Source organism: Duganella sp. FT27W (assembly GCF_009295655.1).
In the GTDB taxonomy this organism is placed as follows: Bacteria; Pseudomonadota; Gammaproteobacteria; order Burkholderiales; family Burkholderiaceae_D; genus Rugamonas; species Rugamonas zoogloeoides.
The window spans coordinates 933,516-950,935 of the sequence record NZ_WHIV01000004.1 but is presented as its reverse complement, the minus strand read 5'-3'; the positions used below and the strand labels follow the sequence as shown (position 1 = coordinate 950,935).

The window sequence follows — 17,420 nt, the reverse complement described above, 5'->3', positions numbered from 1 at the left end:
ATGACCGATACCACCTTGCAGCACGAATTCGACGCGCTGGAATTCAATGAAAAAATGATCCTGGCGCTGCTGGCGCTGATCGGCGAGCCGGTGGGACGCACCGCCATCCTCGACCTGCTCAAGCACGCCCGCATCGAAAACGCCGAGGGCAAGCGCTACACCGTGCTCACCCTCGACGACGCCATGCAAAAACTCGACCGCCTGGCCTTCATCAGCGTGGTGGTGGGACGCGGCCACGTCTGCAATCCCAAGCTGCGCTGGCCCGCCATCCGCGCCGCCATCGGCACCCATGCGCTCGACGACCTGTGCGCGGCCTACATGGAACTGGTGCCGCTGCGCCAGACCTGGGGCGGCTACGAGCCGCGCAGCTACCGCGCCGGCATGGCGCTCTTGCGCATGGGCCTCTTGCGCGGCCAGGCGCCGCAGCAACTGGCGCCGATCCTGGCGTTTTGCCAGAACAGCTACGAGGCGGCGCAACTGCATCCGATCGTGGAAATCTTCGGGCGCCCGTTCGAGGCAGGCATGCTGGCGCGCGTGCACCCGCTGATGCAGGACGATATCCTGGCCACCCTGCTGCACAACGCCCAGTACGAACCACAAACCGCGCCGGGCATCCGCGAATTTTGCGAACAGCACCTGCAACGCCGGCAGGCGACCAAAGACACTGTCGCCCCGGCCTTGCGCATGGCGCTGACCGCCGACGCCATCCTGGGCGGACGCATCGACGACGCCAGGCGTTACCTGGACGGCACGGCCGGCCCCGACAGCCAGTTCCTCGCCAGCACCGTGGTGCTGTTGCAGGGCGCGGGCAGCGCGGCGCTGGCAGGTTTTGAGGTGGCACTGAAGACGTTGCGCCGCGAGACCGGCAAGCGCAAGCAGCTGTTCGACGGCTTCGGCAGCTACCTGTACCTGGCTGCGCTGCTGCGCAGTCCGGACCCCAAGCACCAGAAAAGCGTGCAAGCCTACCTCGAGATCGCGGTACGCATGCCACAAAACCGGGGCAGCGCGATCTTCCAGCAGCTCGACCTGCTGCGCCAGGTCCGCGCCGGCACCATGACCGCCGACGCCATCGGCAACCTGGCATGGGACCCCGACCTGCAAACCCAGTTGTTCCAGTGCCTGCTGTTCTACTGGCTGTCGGTGCCGCACCTGGGCGAGCGCAAGCTGCAGTTGCAGGAACTGTTCGAGCAGTCCGACCGCGCCGGTTTCTACTTCATCGCGGCGCAGGCAGCCACCTTGCTGGGCCACCTGGGCAATGTCGGGATGTCCGAGCGCGGCGCCGCCCTGCGCGCGCGCCTGGCGCTGCCCGACCTGTCCACCTGGTTCGAGCGGCAGGAAGGCTGGCAGCGCCAGCTCACGGCGCTGATCAACCTGCAGCAGCCCGAGGGCGCGGCGGTGGCCGGTACGGGCAAGGCCTCGCGCCTGGTATGGCTGCTCGAGTACCAGCCGCGCTGGGGCGTGACGGAAGTGACACCGGTCGAGCAAAAGCGCGATGCGCGCGGCATCTGGAGCAAGGGCCGCGCGGCCAGCCTGAAACGCCTGCGCTTCGAGACCGAGGCGTTCGACTTCCTCACGCCGCAGGACGTGCGCGCCACCGAATCGATCACGGTCTCGCATCGCGGCTACACGTCGAGTGGCATGGCCTATGAAGTCAACCCGCAGCGCGCGGTTGCCGCCCTGGTCGGCCACCCGCTGCTGTACTGGGCCGATGCGCCCGACATGCGGGTGGAGCTGTTGGCGGGCGAGCCGGAACTGTTGATCCGCAAAAGCGCGGGTAACCTCGAAATCCGCCTGCACCCGCCGATTCCCGACGACAGCGCCACGGTGATCGTCACCAAGGAAACGCCCACGCGCCTGCGCGTGGTCACCATCCAGGACGAGCACCGGCGCATTGGTGCCATCGTCGGCGACGCCCTCAACGTGCCGGCCCACGCCGAAGAACAGGTACTGCACGCGATCCGGTCGATTTCGTCGCTGGTGACGGTGCAGTCGGACATCGGCGGCGCCGCGCCCGACATGGAACAGGTGGAGGCCGACATGCGCCTGCACGTGCACCTGCTGCCCTACCAGCATGGCCTCAAGATGCAGATCCTGGTGCGGCCGCTACCCAACGGCGCCTACTACGCGCCCGGCGACGGTGCCGACAGCGTGATCGCCGACGCCGGCGGCAAGCCGATGCAGGCACGGCGCCAGCTGGTCGAGGAGCGCGACGCCGAACGCGCGCTGATCGCCAAATGCCCGGTACTCGAATCCGCCGAACAGGAACACGGTGAATGGCTGCTGGGCCAGCCCGCATTGTGCCTGCAACTGCTGACCGAATTGCAGGAGCTGCCGCCCGAGAGCATCGTCATCGCCTGGCCCGAAGGCGAAAAATTCCGCGTCACGGCCAAGGTGGAGACCAAGCAGGTACGCCTGGCCATCAAGAGCAACAAGGACTGGTTTGCCGCCAGCGGCCAGGTGCAGATCGACGAAGACAAGGTGATGGACCTGCGCACCCTGCTCGAACTGGTCCAGAAAAGCAAAAGCCGCTTCGTGGAACTGGGCGAAAACCGCTTCCTGGCGCTGGCCGACGAACTGCATCGGCGCCTGCGCGAAGTCTCGGCCTACGGCGAGCTGACCGAAGACGGCGTACGCCTGCACCCGCTGGCGTCGTTCGCGCTGGAAGAACTGGCCGACGACGTCGGTGGCGTCAAGGCCGACAAGCTGTGGAAGGAACACCTGGCGCGCATGGCCGAGCAGACCGCGTTCGAGCCGGTGCTGCCGTCCACCTTGCAGGCCGACCTGCGCGACTACCAGGTCGATGGCTTCAACTGGTTAGCCAGGCTCGCGCACTGGGGCGTGGGCGCCTGCCTGGCCGACGACATGGGCCTCGGCAAGACCCTGCAGGCGCTGGCGCTGATCCTGTCGCGCGCACCGGATGGCCCTACCCTGGTGATTGCACCGACGTCCGTGTGCCTGAACTGGGTGAGCGAGGCGGCGCGCTTTGCGCCCACCTTGAACGTCAAGATGTTCGGCGCCGGCGACCGTGCCGACACCCTGGCCACCCTGCAGCCGTACGACCTGGTGGTGGCCAGCTACGGCCTGCTGCAACTGGAAGCGGCACTGTTTGCGGGCGTCAAGTGGCGCACCATCGTGCTCGACGAAGCGCAGGCGATCAAGAACGGCGCCACCAAGCGCTCGCAGGCGGTAATGGCCTTGAATGGCGACTTCCGCATGGCGTGCACCGGCACGCCGCTGGAAAACCACCTGGGCGAGTTGTGGAACCTGTTCCGCTTCATCAACCCGGGCTTGCTCGGCAGCATCGAGCAGTTCAACCTGCGCTTTGCCGCGCCGATCGAAAAGCCGCAGGACCACCGCGCCGAAGTGGGCGCGCGCAACCGCCTGCGCCGGCTGATTCAACCGTTCATGCTGCGCCGGACCAAGTCGCAGGTGCTGACCGAACTGCCGCCGCGCACCGAGATCACGCTCGAAGTGGACCTGTCGGCCGAGGAAACCGCACTGTACGAATCGCTGCGCCGCACGGCGCTGGAGACCCTGGCGGCCGTGGAAGGGCCGGCGGAAAAGAAATCGATCCAGATCCTGGCCGAGATCATGAAGCTGCGCCGCGCCTGCTGCAATCCGAACCTGGTCTCGCCGGAACTGGGCATCGCCAGCAGCAAGCTGGCCGCGTTTGCGCACCTGCTGGCCGGCCTGCTGGAAAACCGCCACAAGGTGCTGGTGTTCAGCCAGTTCGTCGATCACCTGGCGCTGATCCGCGCCCACCTGGACGCCAACGATATCGGCTACCAGTACCTCGACGGTTCCACGCCGATGAACGAGCGCAAGAAGCGCGTGGATGCGTTCCAGGCCGGTATCGGCGACGTTTTCCTGATCAGCCTGAAAGCGGGCGGCGTGGGCATCAACCTCACCGCTGCCGACTACGTGATCCACATGGATCCGTGGTGGAATCCGGCGGTGGAAGACCAGGCCTCGGACCGCGCCCATCGCATGGGCCAGCTGCGGCCGGTGACCATTTATCGCCTGGTGGCGCGCCATACGATCGAGGAAGGCATCGTCGATCTGCACCAGCACAAGCGCGACCTGGCCGACAGCCTGCTCGAAGGCAGCGATGTCTCGGGCCGCATGTCGGCGGGCGAGATGTTGAACATGTTGCAAGAGGGGCTCAAGTATTAGCTTGTAACAGGGTCGCTCAAGCGGGCCGATTAATGATAATCTCCCACGCTTCGACTCGGCTCGCAGACGGGCCTTGTCATCTTTACACAAGGCTGCATAGACGATGATCAAGACAAAACTCGCGCTGGCGATGGTAATGGCGGCCCTCGCCTTTGCCCCGGCCAGCGCCGCGACCCAGAAAAAGTCCGCGAAGACCACGAAGACCACGAAGAAAAATACGGCCAAAACTACCAAGAAAAGCACGGCCAAAACCGTCGCCAAGGCCGCGCCCGCAGCGGTGCTGGCCGAGCGCTGGCAGGACCGCCAGTTCGATGCGCTGAGCAACCAGTTCCTCAACGCCCAGTGGCGCATCGATTCGGAAAGCGCGATCTACGCCGGCAAGTACGACACTGCTGCCACCCTGTTCGTGCCCGACCAGGCCGGTATTGCCAGCGAACTGGCCTTCATCGACGAATGGCTCGAGCGCTTCGGCAAGGTCAACGCCAAGCAACTGGCCGCCAAGCAGCGCACCGACTTGCAACTGCTGCAAAACAAGCTCGAAGGCGACCGCTGGCGCCTGACCACGCTGCGCGAACACGAGTGGAATCCCGCCAGCTACAACGTGGCCGGCCCGCTGGACCTGATCCTCAATACCGAGTACGCGGCCCAGCCGCAGCGCCTGCGCACCCTGCTCAAGCGCATTACCAGCATCCCGGCCTACTACGACGCCGCGCGCGCCAACATCGTCAACCCCACGCGCGAGCACACGCTGCTGGCGATCAAGCAGGCGCCCGGCGTGCAGGCGGTGCTGGTGGAAGTCAACAAGGTGGCGCAGGCGTCGATCCTGAACGCGGCCGAGAAGCAGCAGTTTACGTTGCGCGTCGATGCCGCGCTGGCTGCCGTCAATCACTACGTTGCCTACCTGACTGAGCGTGAAAAGCTGATGGCCACCGAAGGCCGCCGCAGCTTCCGCATCGGCAAGGAACTGTACGAGAAAAAATTCGCCTACGATATCCAGTCGGGCAGCACCGCCGAGCAGACCTATCAAAAAGCGCTGGCCGCCCGCGAAGACCTGCTGACCAATATGGAGCGCGTGTCCGACGAGATGTGGGACAAGTACCTGCCCGGCGTGGCAAAACCGGCCGACCGCTATGCCAAGATCGGCATGATGATCGACAAGCTGTCCGAGCGCCATGTCGCGCGCGAGAATTTCGTCACCGAAATCCGCCGCCAGATTCCGGAATTGCAGGCCTGGGTGATCAAGCACGACCTGCTCACGCTCGACCCGAACAAGCAACTCGAAGTGCGCGCCACCCCTGCCTACCAGGCCGGCGTGGCAGGCGCCAGCATCGACGCGCCGGGCCCGTACCGCCCGCAGGACCGCACCTACTACAACGTTACCCCGCTCGACGGCGCCACGCCCGAGGCGGCCGAGAGCAGCCTGCGCGAGTACAACCACTGGATCCTGCAAATCCTCAACATCCACGAAGCCATTCCCGGCCACTACGCCCAGCTGGTGTACGCCAACAAGTCGCCGTCGATCGTCAAGTCGATCTTCGGCAACGGCGCCATGGTCGAAGGCTGGGCCGTGTACGGCGAGCGCATGATGCTCGAATCGGGCTATGGCGACAACGCGCCGGAAATGTGGCTGATGTATTCGAAATGGAACCTGCGCAGCGTGACCAACACCATCCTCGACTACAGCGTGCACGTGCTGGGCATGACCGAAGAGCAGGCCATCGATCTGCTCACGCGCCAGGCCTTCCAGACCCGCACCGAGGCCACCGAGAAATGGCACCGGGTGCAGGTATCGTCGGTGCAGCTGACCAGCTATTTCAGCGGCTACAGCGAGATCATGGCGCTGCGCGAAGAACGCAAGCAGGCACTGGGCAGCAATTTTAATTTGAAACAGTTCCACGAACAGTTCCTCAGCTACGGCAGTGCGCCGGTGCGGGTGATCCGGGAATTAATGACGAATAAATAAGCACCATGCAAAAGCCCCGCAGTGTCGCCACTGCGGGGCTTTTTTACGTCTGCTTGATCAAGACTGTTTTTCTTCTGGCGCGGTGGACATTTTGACAAACATCGGAGCGACCAGCAAACCCAGCTCGAACAGCAGCCACATTGGAATCGCCAGCGAGAACATCGACATCGCATCCGGCGGCGTGACCACGGCAGCGATCACGAACGCGCCGACGATGGCATACGGGCGGATTTCCTTGAGCTTGGCGACTGTGACCAGGCCGGTGCGCACCAGGATCACCACCACCACCGGCACTTCGAAGGTGGCGCCAAAGGCCAGGCACATCGACATCACGAAGTCGAGATAGTTCTCGATATCGGGCGTGACCGCGATCGACGTGGGCGAGAACTGGGCAATGAAATGGAACACGCGGCCGAACACGAAGAAATAGCAGAACGCCACGCCGGCCATGAACAGCAGCGACGACGAAATGACCAGCGGCGCAACCAGGCGCTTTTCATGCATGTACAGGCCGGGCGCGACGAACGCCCACATCTGGTACAGCACCCACGGCAAGGCGATGATAATGCCCAGCACGATGGTGACCTTCATTGGCACCAGGAATGGCGACGTCACGCCGGTGGCGATCATCTTGGAGCCAACGGGCAGCGAGTTGATCATCGGCTGAGCGATGAAGTCGTAGATTTGCGCGGGACCGGGCCAGAACATCAAGGCGGCAACCACCAGCACGACGCCGATGGCAGCCTTGACCAGCCGGTTGCGCAGCTCGACCAGATGGGAGATGAAGGTCTCTTCGCCTGTGTTTGGGGTAGTCATCAGTAAAACGAGTTCTGGATATTGCCGCGTGGGCGGAACCGGGCAACGCGGGCGGCGCCGGACGTGACGTGCAGCTTGCCGCCGTGGCGTTGCTTGTACCAGCCGGGCACCGCCGAGTTACGCACCAGCTTTTTGCGGCGGAACTCGCGCGCCTTGCGCGCCAGGTCGTCGCTGCTGACGGTGGAAAACGACGTCGAGGCCGAAGAGATATCTTCCATGGCCGGCGTATCGTGCCAGGCGTTTTGCACCTCGCTGAGATTTTCCGCGATGGAGTTTTCTACGTCGCTCTTGATGTTGTGCGCCGCTTCCTGCACTTCCTTTTGCAGGTTGCGCAGTTCTTCGAGCTCGATTTCGCGCGTGACTTCGGACTTGACGTTGTTGAGATAACGCTGGGCGCGGCCGTACAGGTTCCCGGCCATGCGCGCCACCTTGGGCAGCTTTTCGGGGCCGATGACGATCAGCGCGATCACGCCGATCACCGCCATTTTAGTGAGACCGAGATCGATCATAAGACAGAAGCGTCAGCTCGCGCGGCCCCGCTGAGGGCCGCTGCGGCTTACAGCTTGTTTTTCTCTTTGACGTCGACGTCGATGGTGCTCGGGGTGGCCGGAGGCGCAGGCGGAGCGACCGGCTTGTCCTCGTCGCTGCCCTTGACGCCATCCTTGAAGCCTTTGACGGCCTTACCGATGTCACCACCCATATTGCCCAGCTTTTTAGTGCCGAAAATCAAAATCACCACGACCAGCACAATCGCCCAGTGTATCCAGCTCATCGAACCCATCTTATTCCCCTTGGCGGCGCAGCGCGCCGGTTAACCTGTTGATCCGTTTATTCAAAAACTGCCAGCGACAGTATACGCCAAGCGTCGCCCGTCATGTGTATGTCATGCAGCAAGCCTTGTGACCAGTTGTCAAGCTGGCAGCAGGTGCGAGTACTCGCTATCGCTCGCCGCGCCACGGGTGGGCGCCGCCGATCACGTGCATGTGCAGATGGTACACCTCTTGCCCGCCATCCGGTCCACTGTTGATGACGGTCTTGAAGCCGGCCACCGGCTGACCCTGGTCATCATAGCTGACCGCGCAACCGAATTCCCCTGCAAGACGGGGGGCCAGCGCCAGCATTTTGCCCAGCAGCGGGGCGTCGTCCGGCGTGCAGTCGGACAGCGTGGAAAAATGCTTTTTTGGGATCACCAGCAGGTGCACGGGTGCATGCGGGTGGATGTCCTTGAACGCGTACAGCTCGTCGTCTTCGTAGACGGCGGTGGACGGGATGGTCTTTTCAGCGATCTTGCAGAACAGGCAGTTTTCCACGGGGGCTCCTCAATCCTTGCGCGAGTTTTTCTCTTCGATACCGGATACACCTTCGCGGCGCGCCAGTTCGTCCAGGACTTGCTGCGGCTTCAGGTCGAACTGCGCCAGCAACACCAGCGTATGGAACCACAGGTCGGCCACTTCGTACAACACCTTGTCAGGCTCGCCAGAAACGCGCGCGTCCTTGGCGGCCATCACGGTCTCGGTGGCTTCTTCGCCGATTTTTTTCAGGATGGCGTCGTCGCCCTTGGCAAACAGCTTGGAGACGTACGAGGTGGCGGGGTCGCCACCGTTGGCCAGCTTGCGCGATTCCATCAGCTCGGCCAGGCGGTCCAGGATAGTGCTCATAAACTCAGCTCGATTTCGGTTTGGTGTAAATGTCGCCCGGGTCCTTCAGGACCGGCTCGGCGTTGTGCCAGTCGCCGCCCTCGGCGTCGCCCTCGAATTTTTGATAGAAACACGAATGGCGGCCGGTATGGCAGGCGATGCCGCCGGCTTGCTCGATCTTGAGCAGCACCACGTCTTCATCGCAGTCGAGGCGGATTTCCAGCACTTTTTGCGTGTGGCCCGACTCTTCGCCCTTGTGCCACAGCTTTTTGCGCGAACGGCTCCAGTACACGGCTTCGCCGAGCTCGACCGTTTTGGCCAGCGCGTCGCGGTTCATCCAGGCGAACATCAACACGTCGTTGCTGCCGGCCTCTTGGGCAATGACCGGCACCAGGCCGTTTTCGTCCCAGTGGATTTTTTTCAGCCATTTGGCCTTGGCCACGTTGTTGGTTGGGGTAGACATGAGTTTTTCCGCTATCTGCTTAATCGAGGCGCATCGGAATGCCCTGCTCTGCCATGAAGCGCTTGGCTTCCTGCACCGTGTGCTGGCCGTAGTGGAAGATGCTCGCTGCCAGCACCGCGTCTGCCTTGCCCAGCTTGACGCCGTCGGCCAGATCTTGCAGGCCGCCCACGCCGCCCGAGGCGATCACGGGAATGCCGATGGCGTTCGACACGTTGCTGGTCAGGCCCAGGTCGAAGCCGGACTTGGTGCCGTCGCGGTCCATGCTGGTGAGCAGGATTTCGCCGGCGCCCAGCTGTTCCATCTTGACGGCCCATTCGATGGCGTCGATGCCAGTGGCCTTGCGCCCGCCGTGGGTAAACACTTCCCACTTGCCCGGGGACACCTGCTTGGCGTCGATCGCCACCACGATGCACTGCGAACCGTGCTTTTGCGAGGCGTCGAACACCAGTTGCGGGTTCGATACGGCAGACGAGTTCATGCTGACCTTGTCCGCGCCGGCATTGAGCAGGCGGCGCACATCGGCCACTTCGCGCACGCCGCCACCGACGGTGAGCGGAATGAACACCTGCGAGGCCACGGCCTCGATGATGTGCAAAATCAGGCCACGGTTATCGCTGGTGGCGGTGATGTCGAGGAAGGTCAGTTCGTCCGCGCCCTGCTCGTCGTAGCGGCGGGCGATTTCCACCGGGTCGCCGGCGTCGCGCAGCTCGGTGAAGTTGACGCCCTTGACCACGCGGCCATCGGTCACGTCCAGGCAGGGAATGATGCGTTTGGCAAGCATTGATTAATCTTCCGGGTAGTCGGGCAGGTCGCCGCTCAGTTCGTCGGCACGCAGTTGCGCCGAGGCCAGGTCGATCGTGCCTTCGTAAATCGAACGGCCGCAGATCACGCCCTCGATGCCTTCGTCCTGCACCGCGCACAAGGCTTCGACGTCGCCGATATTGTGCAGGCCGCCCGAAGCGATGACCGGGATCTTGACCGCTTGCGCCAGCTTGACGGTGGCGTCGATATTGACGCCGCCCATCATGCCGTCGCGGCCGATGTCGGTGTAGATGATCGATTCCACGCCGTAGGCCTCGAATTTCTTGGCCAGGTCGATCACTTCGTGGCCGGACATCTTGCTCCAGCCGTCGGTTGCTACCTTGCCGTCCTTGGCGTCCAGGCCCACGATGATGTGGCCGGGGAAAGCGCCGCAGGCGTCGTGCAGGAAGCCCGGTTCCTTGACGGCGGCCGTGCCGATGATGACGTAGCTGATGCCGGCGTCGAGGTAGCGCTCGATGGTGTCGAGGTCGCGGATGCCGCCGCCCAGTTGCACCGGGATTTCGTCGAGGTCGTTTTCTTCGGCGAATTCCTGCACCACTTTCAGGATGGCCTTGACCGCGCCTTCATTCTTCGGCTTGCCGGCAAAGGCGCCGTTCAGGTCCACCAGGTGCAGGCGGCGCGCGCCTTGCTTGAGCCAGTGCAGGGCCATATCGGCCGGGTTTTCCGAGAAAACGGTGGCAAGTTCCATATCGCCCTGTTTGAGGCGAACGCAGTGACCGTCTTTGAGGTCGATGGCAGGAATGAGCAGCATGATAGGTCTGGGGTCTAGGAAAGTGAGGGTTAAGGGTTCCAGCGGACGAAATTACGGTACAGCTGCAGGCCCGCCGCGGCGCTCTTCTCCGGGTGGAACTGCGTGGCGAAAATATTATCACGGGCGACAGCGCAGCTGAACGGCGCGCCATACGTGGTCAGCCCGACGGTATGCGCGCTCTGCTCCGGCTGGGCGTAGTAGCTGTGGACAAAGTAGAAGTAGCTATTGTCCGCAATCCCGTCCCACATAGCGTGAGACGCGTTTTGCTGCACTTGGTTCCAGCCCATTTGCGGCACCTTGAAGCGCGAGCCGTCTTGCTGCAACTGGCCGTCGAGCTGGAAGCGCACGACCTTGCCAGGCAACAGGCCGAGGCCGGCGGCATCGCCCTCCTCGCTGCCATCGAACAGCATCTGCTCGCCGATGCACACGCCCATCAGCGGCTTGTTGCGCGCTGCTTCCATCAGCGCTTCCTGCACACCCGATTCGCGCAGGCTGCGCATGCAGTCGGGCATGGCGCCCTGGCCTGGCAGCACGATGCGGTCGGCGGTTTCGATGTCGGCCACGTCGCCGGAGATGAGCACGTTGGCGTCAAGGGCGACGGCGCGCAGCGCCTGCGCGACCGAACGCAGATTACCCATGCCGTAATCAACTACTACGATTTTTTTCATGATAGTGAAGTCTTACAGAGTACCCTTGGTCGAGGGGATGGTGCCGGCGGCGCGCGGATCGAGCTCGGACGCCATGCGCAGCGCACGGCCGAAGGCCTTGAACACGGTCTCGCACTGGTGGTGCGCATTGGTGCCGCGCAGGTTGTCGATGTGCAGGGTGACCAGCGCGTGGTTGACGAAACCGCGGAAAAATTCCAGGGTCAGGTCCACGTCGAAGGTACCGATCATGGCGCGCGTAAACGGGATGTGGTACTCGATGCCTGGCCGGCCGGAAAAATCCAGCACCACGCGCGACAGCGCTTCGTCGAGCGGCACATACGAGTGGCCGTAGCGGACGATGCCCTTGCGGTCGCCGATGGCCTTGGCCACGGCCATGCCCAGCGTGATGCCCACGTCTTCCACCGTGTGGTGGTTGTCGATATGGATGTCGCCGGTCGCTTCCACTTCCAGGTCGAACAGGCCATGACGGGCGATCTGGTCGAGCATGTGGTCGAGGAAGGGCACGCCGGTATTGAGCTTTTGCTGGCCGGTGCCATCGAGGTTGATGGAGACGCGGACTTGCGTCTCGTTGGTATTGCGGGTGATTTCTGCGGTGCGGTTCATGAGGGGGCTCGCGAGGTTACTCAGGCTGCCAGCGACGCGGCGAAGGCATCGAGGAAGGTGGCGTTTTCTGCCGGGGTACTGACCGTAATGCGTAAACAATTGGCCAGCACAGGATGCATTTTACTCACATTTTTAATTAATACCTTGTGAGATAGTAGTTTGACGTTGGCATCGTCGGCATTGGGCACCCGAATCAAGATAAAATTTGCCGCCGACGGAAAAACCTCCACGCCGGGAAATTCTGCCAATGCAGCCATCAGATCGGCGCGTGCGGCGCGCAACGCGTGCGCTTGCTGGTTCAGCACCTCCACGTGGTCGAGCGCGAATTCGGCCGCCGTCTGCGTCAATACGTTGATGTTGTAAGGAGGCCGCACTTTATCGAACTGCTCGAGCAGTTTGGGCGCCGCCGACATGTAGCCGAGGCGTATCCCGGCCAGTCCCAGCTTCGACACCGTGCGCATCACCACCAGATTGTCGAACTGCGGCAGGCGGTCCATGAAGGTCTGCTGGGCGAACGGCTCGTACGCCTCATCGACCACGGCCAGGCCGAAACCATCCAACGCCTTGATGATGGCGACGATATCGCTTTCTGCGAACAGGTTGCCGGTGGGGTTGTTCGGGTACGACAGGAATACCAGCGCCGGTTTGTGTTCGGCAATCGCCGCCAGCATGGCCGGCAGGTCGAGCGTGAGGTCCGCTTTCACCGGCACGCCCACGTAGTCCATCCCCGCATACTGCGCCGAACGCGCGTACATCACGAACGACGGCGTGGGCGACAGCACCACCGCGCGGCGCTCCTGCTGGGCGCAGGCCATGCACAGGATCGAGATCAGCTCGTCGGAGCCGTTGCCGAGCATGACGTCGTACCCTGCCGGCACGCCCAGCGTGGCCCGCACCTTCTGCCTGGTGGTTGCGTAAGACGCTACCGGGTAGCGGTTCAGGGTAGCGGCAGCCAGGCGCGTGCCCAGCTCCTGCAGCAAATGCTCGGGCAGCTGGTACGGGTTTTCCATCGCATCGAGCTTCACGAAGCCACTGGCGTCGGCCACGTGGTAGCCATGCATGGCTGCCACGTCCGGGCGGATGGTGTTGGCGATGAGGGTGTCGATGGCGGACATCTGGCGAGAGCTCCTGGTCAGGCTACGGTTGAAAGTCGCTTGGTGGCGGCCTTGGGTTTGGCGGCGACGATTTTTTTGGGGGCAGCCTTGGGGGCGGCTTTTTCCGGTGCGGTTTTTTTAGGCGCCGGCTTTTTCTTCACCACGGGCGGCAAGTCCAGCGCCGCCAGCCGTTCGTCGATGATCGCGCAATAGTCGGGATTGAGTTCGAAGCCGACGAAGCTGCGTCCGCAACGCTTGGCGGCAATCGCCGTGGTGCCGCTGCCCATGAACAGGTCAAGCACCACGCCGTCGGGCGGGCACGAGGCCTTGACCATGCGCTCGATAATTTCCAGCGGCTTTTGCGTCGGATGGTCGGCGCGCTCGGGATGCTCCTTGTGCAGGCGCGACACGCTCCACAGGTCCTTGGGGTTGTAACCCACTTCGAGCCACTTGGCGCCAATGAAGATCGAGCGCGAACGGGCCTTCTTGGTTTCGGCGTCGTAGGCGATGCGCACGGCGTCGAGGTCGAAATAATAATCCTTGCGGCGGACAAAAAAGCCGATGGTGTCGTGCACCGACGAGTAGCTGCGCACGCTGCCGCCCATCGACGGTACGCGCCGGTCCCAGATAATCTCGTTCATCATCGTCATGCGCTTTTTCAGCAGCACGAAGATTTCGGGCGAAAAGCGCCACGTCAAAAAGATGTACAGGCTGCCGTTGGGTTTGAGCTTGGGCAGCGCAGCGTCGATCCACTGCTCGGTCCAGCGCAGGTAATCATCTACCGTCTGCTGGTCGGACGCATTGCCGTAGTCCTTGCCCAGGTTGTACGGCGGGTCGGTCAAGATCAGGTCGATGGAACCGTCGGGGATGCGCGCCAGTCCGGACAGCGCATCCTCGCAGAAAACCTGGTTGAGCCACTTTTCGGTCATTGGTTTTTTAACCTGAGTTCGGCGCTGCGCGCGTGCGCCTGCAAGCCTTCGCCATATGCCAGTTCGGCCGCGATCTTGCCGAGGGTTTGCGCGCCGGCTTCGCTGACGTGGATGATCGACGAGCGTTTCTGGAAATCGTACACGCCCAGCGGCGACGAGAAGCGCGCGGTGCGCGACGTCGGCAGCACGTGGTTCGGGCCACAGCAGTAGTCGCCCAGCGACTCGGACGAGAAGCGTCCGAGGAACATGGCGCCCGCGTGGCGGATTTTATCGGCCCATTGTTGCGGGTCTTCGGCCGAGATTTCCAGGTGCTCGGCAGCGATGCTGTTGGCGATCGCGCACGCTTCGTCCATGTCGCGCACTTTCACCAGCGCGCCACGGTCGGTGAGCGACGTGCGGATGGTGTCCTGGCGCGGCATGGTCGGCAGCAGTTTTTCAATGCTCGCTTCCACCTTGGCGATGTAGTCGGCGTCCGGGCACAGCATGATGGCCTGCGCCAGTTCGTCGTGCTCGGCCTGCGAGAACAGGTCCATCGCCACCCAGTCCGGATCGGTGGTGCCGTCGCAGATGACCAGGATCTCCGATGGACCGGCGATCATGTCGATGCCGACGATGCCGAACACGCGGCGCTTGGCGGCAGCGACATACGCGTTGCCGGGACCGACGATTTTATCGACCGGCTGTATGGTCTCGGTGCCATGCGCCAGGGCGGCCACCGCCTGCGCGCCGCCGATGGTGATCACGCGCGTCACACCGGCAATCGCGGCGGCGGCCAGCACCATCTGGTTTTTTACGCCATCAGGTGTCGGTACCACCATGATGATTTCCTGTACGCCTGCCACGTGGGCCGGAATTGCATTCATCAGCACCGACGACGGGTACGCGGCCTTGCCACCGGGGACGTAAATGCCCACGCGGTCGAGCGGCGTGACCTTCTGGCCCAGTATGGTGCCGTCGGCTTCGGTGTACGTAAAGCCGTTCAGTTCCTGCTTTTGCCGTTCGTGGAATACGCGGATGCGCTGCGCGGCCACGTTGAGCGCGTCGCGCTGGGCGGCGGGAATCGCTGCGAGCGCTGCCTGCAGTTCGTCCTGGCCGATATCGAAGGCGGCCATGCTGGCGGCGCCGCCGTTGGGAATGCGGTCGAAGCGGTTGGTGTATTCGAGGACGGCAGCGTCGCCGCGCGCCTTGACGTCGGCCAGGATGCCGGCGACGGCGCGCTCGATCGCTTCATCGGTGCCTGCTTCAAATGCCAGCAAGGTGTCCAGGGACTTTTGAAAATCGGCTTGGGTGGAATCGAGCTTGGTAATTTGAATCGACATGATGTGTTCCGTATTGATTTACTTTTTTGCCGCGCGCTCGAACGCTTCGAGGATAGGCTGCAAACGCTGGCGCTTGAGCTTTAACGCGGCCTGGTTGACGATCAGGCGCGACGAGATGTCCATGATCGCTTCCACTTCCACCAGGTCGTTGGCGCGCAGCGTATTGCCGGTGCTGACCACGTCCACGATGGCGTCGGACAGGCCGACCAGCGGCGCCAGTTCCATCGAGCCGTACAGCTTGATCAGATCGACGTGCACGCCCTTCTTGGCGAAGTGTTCGCGCGCGGTCTGCACGAACTTGGTAGCCACGCGCAGGCGCGCGCCCTGGCGCACGGCGGTCTCGTAATCAAAACCGTTTTTCACGGCCACCGACATGCGGCACGCGGCAATATTGAGGTCGATCGGCTGGTACAGGCCTTCGCCGCCGTGTTCGAGCAGGACGTCCTTGCCGGCCACGCCGAAGTCCGCCGCGCCATGCTGCACATAGGTCGGCACGTCGGTGGCGCGCACGATCAGCACGCGCACGCCGGGGTCGTTGGTGGCCAAAATCAGCTTGCGCGAGGTTTCCGGATTTTCCGTGACGGTGATGCCGGCCGCTTCCAGCAGCGGCAGGGTGTCGTCGAAAATCCGGCCCTTGGACAGGGCCAGGATCAGTTGCTGGTTCTCTGGTACGTTCATCATTTGATCCGTTTGATGTTGGCGCCCACGGCGGACAGTTTGACTTCCATCTGGTCGTAGCCGCGATCGAGGTGATAAATGCGGTCGATCAGGGTTTCGCCGCGCGCAGCCATGGCCGCGATCACCAGCGATGCCGAGGCGCGCAGGTCGGTCGCCATCACCGGCGCGCCGACCAGCTGCTCCACGCCCTTGATGAAGGCGGTGTTGCCGTCGGTCTCGATGGCCGCACCCAGGCGGTTCATCTCCTGCACGTGCATGAAACGGTTTTCGAAAATGGTTTCGGTCACGCGGCTGGCGCCGTTGGCAATCGTATTGACTGCCATGAACTGCGCCTGCATGTCGGTGGGGAAGCCCGGGTATTCGGTGGTGCGGAACGTCACAGGCGTAGGACGTGCATCCATCTGCGCGCGGATCCAGTTGTCGCCCACGGTCAGTTGCAGGCCCATTTCGCGCAGCTTGTCGAGCGCGGCGTCCATGATGTCCACGCGCGTATTGCGAATCGTGATGTCGCCGCCGGTGGCCGCCACTGCGCACAGGAACGTCGCCGCTTCGATGCGGTCGGAAATCACCGCGTGCTTGGCGCCATGCAGCTCGGCCACACCTTGAATGACCAGGCGGTTGGTGCCGATGCCTTCGATTTTCGCGCCCATGGCCACCAGCAGGTTGGCCAGGTCGGTCACTTCCGGCTCGCACGCGGCGTTTTCCAGCACGGTCTCGCCTTCGGCCAGGGTGGCGGCCATCAGCAAGTTCTCGGTGCCGGTGACGGTGATCATGTCGGTGACGATGCGCGCGCCTTTCAGCTTGGCGCACTTGGCGTAGATGTAGCCCGCCTCGATGGTGATCTCGGCGCCCATCGCCTGCAAGCCCTTGATGTGCTGATCGACGGGACGCGAACCGATGGCGCAGCCGCCCGGCAGCGATACCTTGGCCTGGCCGAAACGCGCCAGCAAAGGACCGAGCACCAGGATCGACGCGCGCATGGTTTTCACCAGTTCATACGGCGCTTCGAGCTTGTCGATGGCGGCGCCGTTCAGGATGACCTTGTCGTTGTCCTGGCTGACCTTCAAGCCGGTCTGGCCCAGCAGTTTCAGGATGGTGGCCACGTCGTGCAGGTGCGGCACATTGGACAGCTCGACGTCGCCGGACGTCAGCAGGCCGGCGCACAGGATCGGCAGCGCGGCGTTCTTCGCGCCCGAAATCGTGATGTCGCCGTGCAGGCGGTTGCCGCCTTGAATGAGGAGCTTGTCCATGCTTAGCCTTGGTATTCTTCTGGGGTGAGGGTTTTCATCGACAGCGCGTGGATTTCTTCGCGCATGCGGTCGCCCAGCGCGGCATACACCAGCTGGTGGCGCTGGATCGGGCGCTTGCCGGCAAACGCCGGCGACACGATGATGGCCTGGAAGTGCTGGCCGTCGCCGTCCACTTCGAGATGGGTGCATTCGAGGCCGGCAGAGATGTAGCCGTGGATCAGTTCTGGAGTGGTAGCCATGATGGGGTCCTGTTT

The 17,420-nt window shown here is 63.2% G+C and carries 18 protein-coding genes; 2 read left to right on the top strand and 16 right to left on the bottom strand.

Annotation, left to right across the window (positions count from 1 at the left end; translation table 11 throughout):
* Both F8197_RS21280 and F8197_RS21275 read left to right on the top strand, forming a co-directional pair.
* Window positions 1-4,173 carry a DEAD/DEAH box helicase gene (locus tag F8197_RS21280; protein ID WP_152883479.1) on the top strand — a complete coding sequence of 1,391 codons (4,173 nt, stop codon included), beginning with the start codon at window positions 1-3 and terminating at the stop codon, window positions 4,171-4,173.
* A gap of 103 nt (window positions 4,174-4,276) precedes the next feature.
* A complete protein-coding gene (locus tag F8197_RS21275) occupies window positions 4,277-6,136 on the top strand; it encodes a DUF885 domain-containing protein (RefSeq protein WP_152883478.1) in 1,860 nt (619 codons plus the stop codon).
* Window positions 6,137-6,193: 57 nt separating this feature from the next.
* Here the strand turns inward: F8197_RS21275 and tatC are convergent, their stop codons facing one another.
* The 16 genes from tatC to F8197_RS21195 form a co-directional block, all read right to left on the bottom strand.
* Window positions 6,194-6,952 (bottom strand): twin-arginine translocase subunit TatC, encoded by a 759-nt coding sequence (tatC, locus tag F8197_RS21270; RefSeq protein ID WP_152883477.1) that lies wholly within the window; start codon window positions 6,950-6,952, stop codon window positions 6,194-6,196.
* Window positions 6,952-7,461: a Sec-independent protein translocase protein TatB gene (tatB, locus tag F8197_RS21265; RefSeq protein ID WP_152883476.1), complete on the bottom strand. Its 510-nt coding sequence runs from the start codon at window positions 7,459-7,461 to the stop codon at window positions 6,952-6,954. The genes tatC and tatB overlap by 1 nt, the downstream gene beginning before the upstream one ends.
* Window positions 7,462-7,508: 47 nt before the next feature.
* A complete protein-coding gene (gene tatA / locus F8197_RS21260) occupies window positions 7,509-7,733 on the bottom strand; it encodes a Sec-independent protein translocase subunit TatA (protein WP_070249857.1) in 225 nt (74 codons plus the stop codon).
* A 157-nt stretch (window positions 7,734-7,890) separates the two neighbouring features.
* The gene (locus F8197_RS21255) at window positions 7,891-8,262 is read right to left on the bottom strand and encodes a histidine triad nucleotide-binding protein (RefSeq protein ID WP_373996931.1); all 372 of its coding nucleotides are present in this window, start codon (window positions 8,260-8,262) and stop codon (window positions 7,891-7,893) included.
* Between the two features lie 9 nt (window positions 8,263-8,271).
* The gene (locus F8197_RS21250) at window positions 8,272-8,610 is read right to left on the bottom strand and encodes a phosphoribosyl-ATP diphosphatase (protein WP_019924118.1); all 339 of its coding nucleotides are present in this window, start codon (window positions 8,608-8,610) and stop codon (window positions 8,272-8,274) included.
* A 4-nt stretch (window positions 8,611-8,614) separates the two neighbouring features.
* Window positions 8,615-9,052 carry a phosphoribosyl-AMP cyclohydrolase gene (gene hisI, locus F8197_RS21245; RefSeq protein ID WP_019924119.1) on the bottom strand — a complete coding sequence of 146 codons (438 nt, stop codon included), beginning with the start codon at window positions 9,050-9,052 and terminating at the stop codon, window positions 8,615-8,617.
* Between the two features lie 19 nt (window positions 9,053-9,071).
* A complete protein-coding gene (hisF, locus tag F8197_RS21240; protein ID WP_152883475.1) occupies window positions 9,072-9,833 on the bottom strand; it encodes an imidazole glycerol phosphate synthase subunit HisF in 762 nt (253 codons plus the stop codon).
* Window positions 9,834-9,836: 3 nt separating this feature from the next.
* Window positions 9,837-10,625, bottom strand: a complete 789-nt coding sequence (hisA, locus tag F8197_RS21235; RefSeq protein WP_152883474.1) for a 1-(5-phosphoribosyl)-5-[(5-phosphoribosylamino)methylideneamino]imidazole-4-carboxamide isomerase — start codon at window positions 10,623-10,625, stop codon at window positions 9,837-9,839.
* 29 nt (window positions 10,626-10,654) lie between these two features.
* A complete protein-coding gene (hisH, locus tag F8197_RS21230; RefSeq protein WP_082488778.1) occupies window positions 10,655-11,293 on the bottom strand; it encodes an imidazole glycerol phosphate synthase subunit HisH in 639 nt (212 codons plus the stop codon).
* 12 nt (window positions 11,294-11,305) lie between these two features.
* Window positions 11,306-11,896: an imidazoleglycerol-phosphate dehydratase HisB gene (gene hisB / locus F8197_RS21225; RefSeq protein WP_019924123.1), complete on the bottom strand. Its 591-nt coding sequence runs from the start codon at window positions 11,894-11,896 to the stop codon at window positions 11,306-11,308.
* Between the two features lie 20 nt (window positions 11,897-11,916).
* The gene (gene hisC / locus F8197_RS21220; RefSeq protein ID WP_152883473.1) at window positions 11,917-13,011 is read right to left on the bottom strand and encodes a histidinol-phosphate transaminase; all 1,095 of its coding nucleotides are present in this window, start codon (window positions 13,009-13,011) and stop codon (window positions 11,917-11,919) included.
* 17 nt (window positions 13,012-13,028) lie between these two features.
* The gene (locus tag F8197_RS21215) at window positions 13,029-13,919 is read right to left on the bottom strand and encodes a site-specific DNA-methyltransferase (protein ID WP_152883472.1); all 891 of its coding nucleotides are present in this window, start codon (window positions 13,917-13,919) and stop codon (window positions 13,029-13,031) included.
* Entirely contained in the window at window positions 13,916-15,238 is a 1,323-nt protein-coding gene (gene hisD, locus F8197_RS21210; protein WP_152883471.1) for a histidinol dehydrogenase, read from the bottom strand. The genes F8197_RS21215 and hisD overlap by 4 nt, the downstream gene beginning before the upstream one ends.
* Window positions 15,239-15,256: 18 nt before the next feature.
* Window positions 15,257-15,919 (bottom strand): ATP phosphoribosyltransferase, encoded by a 663-nt coding sequence (hisG, locus tag F8197_RS21205; protein WP_019924127.1) that lies wholly within the window; start codon window positions 15,917-15,919, stop codon window positions 15,257-15,259.
* Window positions 15,916-17,166 carry a UDP-N-acetylglucosamine 1-carboxyvinyltransferase gene (gene murA, locus F8197_RS21200; protein WP_152883470.1) on the bottom strand — a complete coding sequence of 417 codons (1,251 nt, stop codon included), beginning with the start codon at window positions 17,164-17,166 and terminating at the stop codon, window positions 15,916-15,918. The genes hisG and murA overlap by 4 nt, the downstream gene beginning before the upstream one ends.
* Window positions 17,167-17,168: 2 nt before the next feature.
* Window positions 17,169-17,405: a BolA family protein gene (locus F8197_RS21195; protein ID WP_019924129.1), complete on the bottom strand. Its 237-nt coding sequence runs from the start codon at window positions 17,403-17,405 to the stop codon at window positions 17,169-17,171.
* Window positions 17,406-17,420: the final 15 nt, after the last annotated feature.